At 70.7% G+C, this 12,224-nt stretch carries 11 protein-coding genes; 8 read left to right on the top strand and 3 right to left on the bottom strand.

Annotation, left to right across the window (positions count from 1 at the left end):
• Positions 1-41: 41 nt before the first annotated feature.
• Positions 42-281, bottom strand: coding sequence for a hypothetical protein (locus A6P39_RS31075; RefSeq protein ID WP_107304397.1), 240 nt, complete (start codon positions 279-281; stop codon positions 42-44).
• A gap of 420 nt (positions 282-701) precedes the next feature.
• On the opposite strand from A6P39_RS31075, the gene A6P39_RS31070 reads away from it, so the two are divergent.
• Positions 702-1,649, top strand: coding sequence for a hypothetical protein (locus tag A6P39_RS31070; RefSeq protein WP_275883926.1), 948 nt, complete (start codon positions 702-704; stop codon positions 1,647-1,649).
• Between the two features lie 59 nt (positions 1,650-1,708).
• On the opposite strand, the gene A6P39_RS31065 is transcribed toward A6P39_RS31070, so the two are convergent.
• Positions 1,709-2,134: a Rieske (2Fe-2S) protein gene (locus A6P39_RS31065; protein WP_067042971.1), complete on the bottom strand. Its 426-nt coding sequence runs from the start codon at positions 2,132-2,134 to the stop codon at positions 1,709-1,711.
• Between the two features lie 318 nt (positions 2,135-2,452).
• On the opposite strand from A6P39_RS31065, the gene A6P39_RS31060 reads away from it, so the two are divergent.
• Positions 2,453-3,583: a LacI family DNA-binding transcriptional regulator gene (locus A6P39_RS31060; RefSeq protein ID WP_067042968.1), complete on the top strand. Its 1,131-nt coding sequence runs from the start codon at positions 2,453-2,455 to the stop codon at positions 3,581-3,583.
• Complete coding sequence (locus tag A6P39_RS31055) at positions 3,580-4,491, top strand: carbohydrate kinase family protein (protein ID WP_067042965.1); 912 nt, start codon at positions 3,580-3,582, stop codon at positions 4,489-4,491. Before A6P39_RS31060 ends, A6P39_RS31055 begins: the two co-directional genes overlap by 4 nt.
• Positions 4,492-4,642: 151 nt before the next feature.
• Here the strand turns inward: A6P39_RS31055 and uvrA are convergent, their stop codons facing one another.
• Complete coding sequence (gene uvrA / locus A6P39_RS31050) at positions 4,643-7,669, bottom strand: excinuclease ABC subunit UvrA (protein WP_067042962.1); 3,027 nt, start codon at positions 7,667-7,669, stop codon at positions 4,643-4,645.
• Between the two features lie 224 nt (positions 7,670-7,893).
• Between uvrA and A6P39_RS31045 the strand changes: the two genes are divergently transcribed.
• The 5 genes from A6P39_RS31045 to A6P39_RS31025 all read left to right on the top strand — a co-directional run bounded on the left by A6P39_RS31045 (position 7,894) and on the right by A6P39_RS31025 (position 12,223).
• Complete coding sequence (locus A6P39_RS31045; protein WP_067042959.1) at positions 7,894-8,580, top strand: maleylpyruvate isomerase family mycothiol-dependent enzyme; 687 nt, start codon at positions 7,894-7,896, stop codon at positions 8,578-8,580.
• A gap of 46 nt (positions 8,581-8,626) precedes the next feature.
• On the top strand, positions 8,627-9,283 hold the full coding sequence (locus A6P39_RS31040; RefSeq protein ID WP_067042956.1) for an MBL fold metallo-hydrolase: 657 nt from the start codon (positions 8,627-8,629) through the stop codon (positions 9,281-9,283).
• 389 nt (positions 9,284-9,672) lie between these two features.
• Entirely contained in the window at positions 9,673-10,557 is an 885-nt protein-coding gene (locus tag A6P39_RS31035) for an ABC transporter substrate-binding protein (protein WP_067042953.1), read from the top strand.
• Positions 10,554-11,474, top strand: a complete 921-nt coding sequence (locus A6P39_RS31030) for an amino acid ABC transporter permease (RefSeq protein ID WP_067042949.1) — start codon at positions 10,554-10,556, stop codon at positions 11,472-11,474. The genes A6P39_RS31035 and A6P39_RS31030 overlap by 4 nt, the downstream gene beginning before the upstream one ends.
• The gene (locus A6P39_RS31025; RefSeq protein ID WP_067042946.1) at positions 11,471-12,223 is read left to right on the top strand and encodes an amino acid ABC transporter ATP-binding protein; all 753 of its coding nucleotides are present in this window, start codon (positions 11,471-11,473) and stop codon (positions 12,221-12,223) included. Before A6P39_RS31030 ends, A6P39_RS31025 begins: the two co-directional genes overlap by 4 nt.
• Position 12,224 lies beyond the last annotated feature (1 nt).

The raw sequence follows: 12,224 nt of genomic DNA, 5'->3' as shown, positions 1-12,224 counted from the left end.
CACCGCGTCGGGCCTGTGGACAACGCCCACGCCCGCGCCGCTCACCCGCCCCCGCACCATCCGGCGTCGGCCGGCGGCACGCCGGTGGCGATCAGGTGCCGGACGATCCGGAGCGCCTCGTCGAACGGCGCGGTGTCCTCGTCGGGATACGTGTCGCACTGCCCGTGCGCGAGCGCGAAGCCCCCGCTCAGGGCCCCGGCTCCGGCGGTGACCGCCTGCCCGCCCGGATCGCCGTCCCCGTCGAGGAGCATCACCAGCGCTCGCTCGGTGTTGCCCAGCACGCTCAGCCGGCGCCCGGCGGAGCTGGTGAACCAGGCCTCCGGACACTCCTCGGCGATCCGCCGCCGCAGCCGGGCGACCGCTTCCTCGGGCGGTACGGCGGTGTCGTCACCGGCGAACTCCCAGGTCTGCGTCGCACGCGGATCCTCCCCATGTGCCTGGCGGACGCCGAGACCGTTCCCGTGAGCGAGGGTGCCGGCGTCGCGCCGTGGACCGGCGGACCGGGGCCATGGCGGGTTCGGGGTGTTGTCGGGGTCTGGTCAACACGCTTCAATGCGGGGGAACTCGGGGCCGGGCACGCCCGCATACGGGACGCGGTGTGCTCAGTCAGGGGCGTCCACAGCGTCCACGGGGGTGGCCCCGCACACCAGCGCAGACGGTCTGACCAACCGTAGCGACACCTCATAGAAAGGCGCCTCGGCATGCGGCATGCCACCGAGCACGCGGATGTCCCCACCGCGGAACTGGACACGGCCCTGCGGGGCGGCCCCTTCCATGTGGCGCTGCGCGCCGCGATCGCCGCGCGCGGGCTGCCGCTCCAGCGCGTCCAGCACCATCTGTCCCGGCACGGGGTCAAGGTCGGCGTGACCAGCCTGAGTTACTGGCAGCAGGGCGCCCGTCGCCCTCAGCGCCCCGAGTCGCTGCGTGCCGTGCGGGCGCTGGAGGAGATCCTCCAGCTGCCGGACGAGTCGCTGATCCGGCTGCTCGCCGAGTCCCAGGAGCACACGGTGAGCGGCCATCCGGCGACCCGCTCCTACCGCTCGCTGGTCGCGGCCTCGGACGTCCTGGACCGGCTCCGGGCCGACCTGGGCCGGTCCCCCGACGGCGGGCTGCACACCCTCGGCCACCACGAATACGTCCGGATCGGCGCCCGGCGTGAACTGGCGAGCCGTGAGGCCCACCACATCGTGCGCGCCCACCGCGACGGCGTCGACCGCTTCCTCGCCGTGCACCACGGCGACCCCGGCTGCCGCCCGCAGGACATCAGGGTGCGAGCGCTGGAGAACTGCCAGGCGGGACGCGTCCGCTGGGACCAGGACACCGGGGTACTGGTGGCCGAGCTGCTCTTCGGCACCCGGCTGCGCTCCGGCGACACCTTCCTCTTCCGCTACGGCATCGAGGACGGCACGGCCGGCCCCTCCCGTGAACACCTCCATCGCTTCTGCACCCCCGGCGGCCAGTACGCGCTCCAGGTGCGCTTCAACACAGCCGCGCTCCCGGTCCGCTGCCACCGTTTCGCCCAGCCCTCGGAGGCGGCGCCGCGCAGCGGCCGGCAGGCACTGCCGCTCACCGGGCCGCACCACTGCGTCCACGTGGTCGAGCCACGGATCCGGCCCGGTATCGTCGGGATCGCATGGGACTGGGAGTGAAGTTCCCGTCGGTGCCGGCCCGTTGACGTCGGCCGGAACGATGCCGGCCGGCTATCCGCTCAGGCGCCCGGGCCGGCGATGATCCTGCCGCCCGCCGTCTTCACCGGCAGCTCAGCGAGGGGCTCGGTGGCCGGCTGCTGGACCACCTTGCCCGTCGTGGCGTCGAACTGGCTGCCGTGGCAGGGGCAGATCAGGGTCGTCCCCTGCAACTTGTTGATCGGGCACCCCGCGTGCGTGCAGATCGTGCTGTACGCCTTCAGCGCGCCGTTCTTGTCGCGGCTGACGACCACGTTGTGATCGCGGTAGAGCTTGGCGCCGCCCTTCGCGACCTCACTCTCGGCACCGAGGTCGACCGGCGCGGTCGGGGTCGCCGCGGCGGAGGCACCGCCCGGCGCCGAGCACGCGGCCAGGCCGAGCCCGGCGACCGGGGCCACGGCGGCCCCTCGAAGGACGGTACGACGGCTCGCGGAGGGTCGGTCGGGCATCTGGGACTCCACTGGTCAAGGGCTGTGCAGGGCGACCATACCCGGGCAGAAGGACAGGCCCCGCGGCGGGGGCGGCGGCCGCACAGGAGGACGGAGGGCGTGGCGGCGGGGGCCGCGGGTCGGGGCGGACGGGAGGCCGCGGAGAAGGCCCGGGAAGTGGGCGGGCTGGGTGGCGGAGGGGGCCCATGCAGCGGGAGGTGGGCCGAGGCCGTGGCGTAAACGTTTGCGTAAGCGTTTACGCGAGGGTGGTCGATGAGATACGTTCCCGGCCGGAGCCTCCGCGGGGACCGGCCTCGTCGGCTCAGGGAGGGGAACGCGATGGCCACCATGGCGGACGTGGCCCGGAGCGCAGGCGTCTCCGTGGCGACCGTCTCCCACGTCCTCAACGGCACTCGCCCGGTACTGCCCCACACCCGCCAGGCCGTACTGGACGCCATCGACACCCTCGGTTACACGCCCAACACCCTGGCCCGCTCCCTGGTGACCTCCCGCACCCGCTCCATCGGGCTCGCGGTGTCGGCGATCAGCAACCCGTACTTCACGGAGATCCTCCAGGGCGTCGAGGCCGCCGCCCTGGAGGCGGGGTACAGCCTGCTGATCGCCGATCCGCACGACGACCCCGGGCACGAACGCAAGGTCGCACAGCTCCTCCATGAGCGCCGGGTGGACGGCATGATCGTCGCCCCCTCGGCGCGTCCGCAGGACCTCGTCGGCTACCTGCGCCGCCACGCCGTACCCACCGTGTTCCTGGACCGGGTGATCGACGCGCGCGTGCTGGCCGGCACCCCGGTGGCCGGTGAAGGGGGTGCCGCTGCCGGCGGGGACGCGCCGTGGTGCGACCAGGTTTGTACCGGGAGCGTCGCACCGACCGCCCTTCTCGTCACCCATCTCGCCGCGCTGGGCCACCGTCGGATCGGCATGGTCGCGGGCCTGCCCGGGCTCAGCACCACCGAGGAACGCGTTCTTGGCTATCTGGACGGCCTCACCGCCGCCGGTCTGGCCCACGACGAACGGCTCGTCGTCTCGGGCAGCTCCGAGTCCGCCGGCGCCGAGCAGGCCACGGCGACCCTGCTCGCACTGCCCGACCCGCCCACGGCCCTCGTCACCGCCAACAACGCGATGACGATCGGCGCCCTGCGCACTCTGCGCCGACGGGGTCTGTCCATCCCGGACGACGTCGCCCTGTGCTGCTTCGACGACTTCGCCTGGGCCGATCTGTTCTCGCCCCGGCTCACCGCCATCGCCCAGCCCAGCAGGGAGCTGGGCGCGCAGGCCGTCCGCGTCCTCCTCGACCGGCTGGGCCAGCCGCGGCGGCCGGCCCGGACGGTGCGCCTGCCGTGCGCTTTCGTGCATCGCACGTCCTGCGGCTGTCCCGAGGAGCCGGGCGGGGCCGAGCGGCCCGAGCACCCCGAACCATCCACGCTGTCCGAGAAGGGACCCGTCTCGTGATCGTCGTCGCCGGTGAAGCACTGATCGACCTGGTACCGCAGGGCCCCGGCGCCCTCGCAGACCTGAAGCCGGCGCTCGGCGGCGGCCCGTACAACACCGCCTTGGCGCTGGGCCGACTCGGCTCCCGCACCGCGTTCTGCTCCCGGACCTCGGACGACGCCTTCGGCGAGGCCCTGCTCGACGGGCTGCGGCGAGCAGGGGTCGATGTGTCCGGCGTTCAGCGCGGGCCGGAGCCGACGACCCTCGCGGTGGCCACACTCGACACCGGCGGCTCCGCCGCCTACTCCTTCTATGTCGACGGCACCGCCGACCGCCTGTTCACCCCTCCCGCCGCTCTCCCGTCCGGCACGCGCGCAGTGTCCTTCGGCACCTGCTCGCTCGTCCTGGAACCGGGGGCGAGCGCGTATGAGGAGCTGATGCGCACGGCGGCCGGGCAGGGGCTGTTCACCGCGCTCGACCCCAATATCCGGGCGGGTCTGATCCCGGACGCGGACGCCTACCGGGCGCGTTTCAAGAGCTGGCTGCCCTCGGTGGCGCTGTTGAAGCTCTCCGCGGAGGACGCGGAGTGGCTGGGTGGCACCCCGCGGGAGTGGCTGGCCTCGGGACCGTCGGCCGTCGTGGTGACCCGGGGCGGGGACGGTCTGACCGTGTTCACCGGGGATGGCGCGGAGCACTCCGTGCCAGGTGAGAAGGTCGCCGTGGTGGACACCATCGGCGCCGGTGACACGGTGAACGCGGCCTTGCTGCACGGTCTGTCCGCACAGGATGCGCTGTCCGCCGAAGCGCTCGCCTCCCTCGGGACAGAGGGCTGGACACGGCTGCTGCGCTTCGCGGCACGCGCCGCGGCGATCACCTGCTCGCGGGCGGGGGCGGAGCCGCCGTACGCGGCCGAGCTGGGTGAGTGGTGAACGGTCTTTCTTCCCTGTGCTGTTGACAAGGTACAGCCGGAACTGCGGTGTGCCCGGGGACTCGTCCGAACGCTGAACCGGGCGGGCTGTTGGTGGAACGAGCGGCGCCCCGCGGGAAGTTCCCGCGGGGCGCCGTTTTTTCGATGTTGTGTCAGGCCTTGCGGGCCCGTGTCGTTTTCTTCGCCGGTGTGGCCTTCTTCGTGACCGTGGCGGCCTTCTTGGTCGCCGTGTTGTTGGCCCTGGCCGTCACCGTCTTCTTCGCCGCCGACTTGGCCGCTGCCGTCTTCCGGGTCGTGGTGGCGCGTGGGGCCTTCACCGGTTCCGCGTCGCTGATGCGGTCGGCACCGAGGATCTCACGCAGGAACTTGCCGGTGTGGCTGGCCGGAACCCCGGCGACCTCCTCGGGAGTGCCCTCGGCGACCACGAGGCCACCGCCGGCGCCACCCTCCGGGCCCATGTCCACGATCCAGTCTGCGGTCTTGATCACGTCGAGGTTGTGCTCGATGACGATGACCGTGTTGCCCTTGTCGACCAGGCCGCCGAGGACCTTCAGCAGCTTGCTGATGTCCTCGAAGTGCAGACCAGTGGTCGGCTCGTCCAGGACGTAGACCGTGCGTCCGGTGGACCGCTTCTGCAGCTCGCTGGCCAGCTTCACCCGCTGGGCCTCACCGCCGGAGAGAGTCGTGGCGGACTGACCGAGGCGGACGTAGCCGAGACCGACGTCCTTCAGAGTCCTCAGGTGCCGGGAGATGGCCGGGACTGCCTCGAAGAAGTCGGTGGCCTCCTCGATCGGCATGTTCAGCACGTCGGCGATGGACTTGCCCTTGTAGTGGACCTCCAGGGTCTCCCGGTTGTACCGGGCGCCGTGGCAGACCTCGCACGGGACGTAGACGTCCGGGAGGAAGTTCATCTCGATCTTGATCGTGCCGTCGCCCGCGCAGTTCTCGCAGCGGCCGCCCTTGACGTTGAAGGAGAAGCGGCCGGGCTGGTAGCCGCGGACCTTCGCCTCGGTGGTCTCGGCGAACAGTTTGCGGATGTGGTCGAAGACTCCGGTGTACGTCGCCGGGTTGGACCGCGGGGTGCGGCCGATCGGCGACTGGTCGACGTGCACGACCTTGTCGACCAGGTCGTCGCCGTCCACGCGCGTGTGCCGTCCGGGGACGTTCCGCGCGCCGTTCAGCTCGCGGGCCAGGTGCGTGTACAGGATGTCGTTGACCAGCGTCGACTTGCCGGAGCCGGACACGCCCGTGACGGCCGTGAACACACCCAGCGGGAAGGACACGTCGATGTCCTGCAGGTTGTTCTCACGGGCGCCGTGCACGGTGAGCTGGCGGGACGGGTCGAGGGGACGGCGGATGTCGGGCAGCGGGATCGACTTGCGGCCCGAGAGATACGCGCCGGTCTGCGACTCGGCGTTCTCGAGCAGTTCCTTCAGGGAGCCGCTGTGCACGACCTTGCCGCCGTGCTCACCCGCGCCGGGACCGATGTCCACGACCCAGTCGGCAACCTTGATGGTGTCCTCGTCGTGCTCCACGACGATGAGCGTGTTGCCCATGTCGCGCAGCCGGACCAGGGTCTCGATCAAGCGGTGGTTGTCCCGCTGGTGCAAGCCGATGGACGGCTCGTCGAGGACGTAGAGCACGCCGACGAGGCCGGAGCCGATCTGGGTGGCCAGACGGATGCGCTGGGCCTCGCCGCCGGAGAGGGTGCCGGCCGCACGGTTGAGCGAGAGGTAGTCCAGGCCGACGTCGACCAGGAACCGCAGCCGCTCGTTGACCTCCTTCAGCACCCGCTCGGCGATCTTCTTGTCGCGGGCGTTCAGCTTCAGCTCGCCCAGGAAGTCCGCGCAGTCGCTGATCGACATCGCGGAGACCTCGGCGATCGACTTCTCCATGATCGTGACCGCGAGGACGATCGGCTTCAGACGCGTGCCCTCACAGGAGGGGCAGGGCACCTCGCGCATATAGCCCTCGAAGCGCTCGCGGCTGGCGTCGCTCTCGGCCTCGCTGTGCCGGCGCTTGACGAAGGGCACCGCGCCCTCGAAGGGCGTGGTGTACACGCGCTCGCGGCCGTACCGGTTGCGGTAACGCACCTCGATCTGGGTCTTGTGGCCGTAGAGCAGGGCCTTCTTCGCGCGCTGGGGCAGGCCCGCGAAGGGGATGTCCGTGCGGAAGCCGAGCGCGTCGGCGAGGGCGCCGATCAGGCGGCCGAAGTAGTCCTTGGTGTGCCCGTGCGACCAAGGGTGGATGGCGCCCTCGTCCAGGGACTTGTCCGGGTCCGGGACGAGCAGCTCGGGGTCGACCTCCATGCGCGTGCCGATGCCGGTGCACTCGGGGCAGGCGCCGAAGGGCGAGTTGAAGGAGAAGGAGCGGGGCTCCAGCTCCTCGAAGGACAGGTCGTCGTACGGGCAGTACAGGTGCTCCGAGTACATGCGCTCGCGCTCGGGGTCGTCCTCGGGGAGGTCGACGAAGTCGAGCACGATCATGCCGCCGGACAGACCGAGGGCGGTCTCCACGGAGTCGGTGAGGCGCCGCTTGGCGGAGTCCTTGACCGTGAGGCGGTCGACGACCACCTCGATGGTGTGCTTCTCCTGCTTCTTCAGTGCGGGCGGGTCGGAGAGCTGGATCGTCTCGCCGTCCACACGCGCGCGGGAGTAGCCCTTGGTCTGGAGGTCGGCGAAGAGGTCGGCGAACTCGCCCTTGCGCTCACGCACCAGCGGCGACAGCACCTGGAAGCGGCTCCCCTCCGGCAGCTCCAGGACCTTGTCCACGATGGCCTGCGGCGACTGGCGCGAGATCGGGCGGCCGCACTCGGGGCAGTGCGGCTTGCCGATGCGCGCGAAGAGCAGACGCAGGTAGTCGTAGACCTCGGTGATGGTGCCGACCGTCGAGCGCGGGTTGCGCGAGGTCGACTTCTGGTCGATGGAGACCGCCGGGGACAGGCCCTCGATGAAGTCGACGTCCGGCTTGTCCATCTGGCCGAGGAACTGCCGGGCGTACGAGGAGAGCGACTCCACGTAGCGACGCTGGCCCTCCGCGAAGATCGTGTCGAAGGCCAGGGAGGACTTGCCCGACCCGGACAGGCCCGTGAAGACGATGAGCGAGTCACGAGGCAGGTCGAGCGAGACATTCTTGAGGTTGTGCTCGCGCGCGCCACGGACGATGAGACGGTCGGCCACGCCGGTCCGCACCTTTCTTGAGAGAAGTGACAGGGGCGGGGCCCCCGTGCTTCTTCAGACTAGGGGGAGCCACTGACAACGCCGGTCGGATTTCCCGGTTGCATAACAACCCCCGGCCATCCAGCATGCCCGACGCCACCCTCGACGATATAGCACTCACTTTCGATTTGCGGGCGAGGTTCACCAGCTTCACCCGAACGTGTGGCGGGGCTAGGGTCGGCCTCATGAATGATCACGCTCATGACCTGGCATGTGTACGTGACGCGACCGAACGACTCCTCGACGCGGTCGCCGAACTGGACAACGCGTCGCTCGCCGAGCCGTCACGGCTTCCGGGCTGGAGCCGCGGTCACGTCCTCGCCCACCTCGCCCGCAACGCCGACGCGCTCGTGAACGTTCTCGAAGGCCGGCCCATGTACTCGAGCGCCGAGGCGCGCAACGCCGACATCGAGCGCGACGCCCCGCGCGACATCGAGACCCAGGCCGCCGACCTGCGCGAGAGCGCGGCCCGCTTCCAGGCGCTGGGGGAGGCGCCCGCGGACTGGTCGCGCACCGTAGAGCTGCGCAACGGTGTCACGGACTCCGCGTCCCGGGTGCCGTTCCGCCGGTGGGCCGAGGTGGAGCTGCACCACGTGGACCTCGGGATCGGGTACGAGCTGGAGGATCTTCCGGCGGAGTTCACGGAACGGGAGATCGACTTCCTGGCGCAGCGCTTCGCCGGGCACGAGGCGGTGCCTCCGACCGGATTGTCCGCCGGCGACGGCCGGGCCTGGACCACGGGCGGTGGTGCACAGGGCGCACCGGTCGCGGCCGAGGGTACGCCCGCCGACCTGCTGGGCTGGCTCGCCGGGCGGCGCGACGGCTCCGGCCTGACCGTGAACGGCGCTCTGCCGAAGCTGCCTCCGTTGTAGGCCGACGGCGGCCCGCCGGCCCCGGCCCCGCTATAGGCTGATCACCATGACGTACACCGGAGAGGTCAAGGTCGGCGGACCGGCGGACGTGCACGAGCTGAAAGACCTGATGATCACCAAGATCGCGGTCGGCCCGATGGACAACAACGCCTATCTGCTGCGCTGCCGCGCCACCGACGAGCAGCTACTGATCGACGCCGCCAACGAGGCGGAGACGCTCCTCGGCATGATCGGTGGCGACGGCATCGCGTCCGTCGTCACCACACACCGGCACGGTGATCACTGGCAGGCGCTCGCCGAGGTGGTCGCGGCCACAGGCGCGCGTACGTACGCCGGCCGGGAGGACGCGTCCGGCATCCCGGTCCCCACCGACGTCCTCGTGAACGACGGCGACGTCATCAGGGTGGGGCACGTGGAACTCACCGCGCGCCACCTGGTCGGGCACACTCCGGGTTCGATCGCGCTGATCTACGACGACCCGCACGGCCACCCGCACGTGTTCACCGGCGACTGCCTGTTCCCGGGCGGCGTCGGCAACACGCACCACGATCCTGCGGCGTTCGCCAGCCTCATCCACGACGTGGAGACGAAGATCTTCGACGTGCTGGCCGACGAGACCTGGGTGTATCCCGGGCACGGCAACGACACCACGCTGGGCGCGGAGCGGCCGCAACTTCCGGAGTGGCACGCGCGCGGGTGGTGAGGACGCACGCGGGCGTCGTCGGCGTTCGCGGAAGTGGTGAGAGGCCGGACGACCCGTAGTCAGGATTCCGCGCGCCGCGCGCACGCTTTCCCCGTGCGCCCGGCGCGCGTTGCATTGCGCGCGCCCCGTGTGAACGCTTCACACGCGCCGGTCCCCCGCGCACGCTCCCGACCGTCGCCGTCGCGCAGTCAACTGGTGACAGCCCCGCACGGGATGACGGCTCCTGTGCGCAGGGGCCGCCGGTCTTCCCACCCCGCCCTCGGCCGGCGGCCCGGGCCGGCGGCGCACGGTCCGGAAGTTGTTCACGCACCCGCAACACCCGTTCCCAGCATGCAGACAGTTACTGCTCTGACCTGGACAAACGGAGGGTTCGCTGCCAATCTCCCGCCATGTACCCTGCCCCTCGCACCCTGCGCCGCGCGGTAGCCGCCGCCACCATCGCTCTGCTCGCCACCGCTGTCGGCTGCGCTCCGCAGCCCGACGGGAAGGCGTCGGACGCTCCGTCCGGCACCGCCGGGAAGAGCTGTGCCCGGGGCAAGTTGGCCACCAAGGCCTCCGGAAAGCTCACGATCGCGACGGACGAACCGGCGTACGAGCCCTGGTTCAAGGACGACAAGCCCGCCAACGGCAAGGGCTTCGAGTCGGCGGTCGCCTACGCCGTGGCCAAGCAACTGGGGTACGGCGAGAGCGCGGTGGTGTGGCAGAGCGTGCCGTTCAACAAGGCGTTCGCGCCCGGCGTGAAGACCTTCGACTTCGACATCAACCAGGTGTCGATCAGCGACGAGCGCAAAAAGGCCGTGGACTTCTCCTCCGGTTACTACGACGTGCGCCAGGCCGTGGTGGCCCTGAAGGGCAGCAAGGCGGCCAAGGCGACGAGCGTCGGGGATCTGAAGGGCCTCAAGCTGGGTGCCCAGGTCGGCACCACGAGCCTCGACTACATCACCGACGTGGTGAAGCCGAAGCAGGAGGCAGCCGCGTTCGCCAAGAACGACCAGGCCAAGTCCGCGCTGAAGAACGGACAGGTCGATGCCATCGTCGTCGATCTGCCGACCGCGTTCTACATCACCGGGGCCGAGGTGACGGAGGCGAAGATCGTCGGCCAGTTCGAGAACAGGGGCGGTACACCAGAGCAGTTCGGGCTGGTGCTGGACAAGGGCAGCGCGCTGACGCCGTGCGTGAGCGGTGCCGTCGACGCCCTGCGCAAGGACGGCACACTGGCCCGGCTCGAGAAGCAGTGGCTCTCGGACGCCGTCGACGCCCCGGTGCTCAAGTGACGGTCACCAAGGGCGAGTCGGTCCCGGAGGGAGCCGGCGGCGAAGGAGACATGACCGGCGGCGCCGACGACGGCTACGTGCCCTCCGAACGGCGGCTGGAGCGCGAACGCCTCAAGCGCGCGCGTGCCCGTCGCGCCATGGCCGTCGCGGCGCTCTCGACGCTCGTCACGGCCGTCGTGCTCTACCTGGTCGTCGTCAGCGCGCCGGGCTGGCCGCGCACCAAGGAGACGTTCTTCAGCGCGCAGTACGCGCGCGAGGCGTTCCCGAAGGTCCTCGAAGGTCTGTGGCTGAACGTCCGCCTGCTGGTGATCTGCGGCGCCGCCGTCCTCGTCCTCGGCATGCTGATCGCCATCGCGCGCACCTTGCGCGGCCCGGTGTTCTTCCCGCTGCGCGTGCTCGCGGCGGCGTACACCGACTTCTTCCGCGGCCTTCCGCTGATCATCAACCTGATGATCGTCGTCCTGGGCGTGCCGGCGCTGCGGCTGCAGGGCGTGACGGTCGATCCGGTGCTGCTCGGCGGTACGGCGCTGACGCTGACGTACTCGGCGTACGTGGCCGAGGTGTTCCGGGCCGGTATCGAGTCCGTGCACCCCTCGCAGCGCGCCGCGGCCCGCTCGCTGGGCCTGACCAACCGGCAGGCGCTGCGCTACGTCGTGCTGCCGCAGGCGGTGCGACGTCAGGTGCCGCCGCTGCTCAACGACCTGGTGTCGTTGCAGAAGGACACCGGTCTGGTGTCGATCGGCGGCGCGGTGGATGCCGTGCGCGCGGCCGACATCATCGTGGGCCGGAGTCTGAACTACACGCCGTACATCGTCGCCGGGCTGGTGTTCGTGGCACTGACCATTCCGATGACCCGCTTCACGGACTGGGTGACGGCCCGGATGGACCGGCGGCAGGCCCAGGGAGGATCCCTATGAGCGACGCGCCCGTGCTGCGCATGGAGTCCGTCCGCAAGACCTTCGCGGGCTCCGTGGTCCTGCGCGATGTCAGCCTGGAGGTCGCCCCGCACACGGTGACAGCGCTGATCGGCGCCTCCGGCTCGGGCAAGTCGACGCTGCTGCGCTGTGCCAACCTGCTGGAGGAGATCGACGACGGCGCGATCTGGCTGGACGACGAGGAGATCACCGATCCCCGCGCCGACCAGGACGCGGTGCGGCGCAGGATCGGCGTCGTCTTCCAGTCCTACAACCTCTTCCCGCACATGACCGTGCTGGACAACGTGACGCTGGCACCGCGGCGGGTGCACGGAGTCTCCCGCGACGAGGCCGAGGAGCGCGCCAGGGAGCTGCTGGAGCGCCTGGGACTGGGGACCAAGACAAACACCTACCCGGACCGGCTCAGCGGCGGTCAGCAGCAGCGTGTGGCGATCGTACGGGCGCTCGCCGTGCGGCCCCGGCTGTTGTTGCTGGACGAGATCACGGCGGCGCTCGACCCCGAACTCGTGGGCGAGGTGCTGGAAGTGGTGCGTGGACTCAAGGACGACGGCATGACCATGGTGCTCGCGACGCACGAGATGGGCTTCGCGCGGGACGTCGCCGACCAGGTTTGTTTTCTGGACGGTGGCGTGGTGCTGGAGCGCGGCACCGCCGGGCAGGTCTTCGGCGATCCGCAGCAGGAGCGCACACGGCGCTTCCTGCGGCGGATCGTGGAGGCCGGCCGCCTGTGAA

The sequence above is a fragment of the Streptomyces sp. FXJ1.172 genome (assembly GCF_001636945.3).
In the GTDB taxonomy this organism is placed as follows: Bacteria; Actinomycetota; Actinomycetes; order Streptomycetales; family Streptomycetaceae; genus Streptomyces.
The sequence above is the reverse complement of the archived record's forward strand: the minus strand, read 5'-3'. Positions and strand labels throughout refer to the sequence as shown.

Bases quoted from the DNA above. Each gene is read 5' to 3' on its own strand.
- A6P39_RS31060 (WP_067042968.1), top strand. From the start codon at position 2,453: ATGGCCACCATGGCGGACGTGGCCCGGAGCGCAGGCGTCTCCGTGGCG.
- A6P39_RS31065 (WP_067042971.1), bottom strand. From the start codon at position 2,134: ATGCCCGACCGACCCTCCGCGAGCCGTCGTACCGTCCTTCGAGGGGCC.
- A6P39_RS31045 (WP_067042959.1), top strand. From the start codon at position 7,894: ATGAATGATCACGCTCATGACCTGGCATGTGTACGTGACGCGACCGAA.
- A6P39_RS31035 (WP_067042953.1), top strand. From the start codon at position 9,673: ATGTACCCTGCCCCTCGCACCCTGCGCCGCGCGGTAGCCGCCGCCACC.
- A6P39_RS31070 (WP_275883926.1), top strand. From the start codon at position 702: ATGCGGCATGCCACCGAGCACGCGGATGTCCCCACCGCGGAACTGGAC.
- A6P39_RS31025 (WP_067042946.1), top strand. From the start codon at position 11,471: ATGAGCGACGCGCCCGTGCTGCGCATGGAGTCCGTCCGCAAGACCTTC.
- A6P39_RS31040 (WP_067042956.1), top strand. From the start codon at position 8,627: ATGACGTACACCGGAGAGGTCAAGGTCGGCGGACCGGCGGACGTGCAC.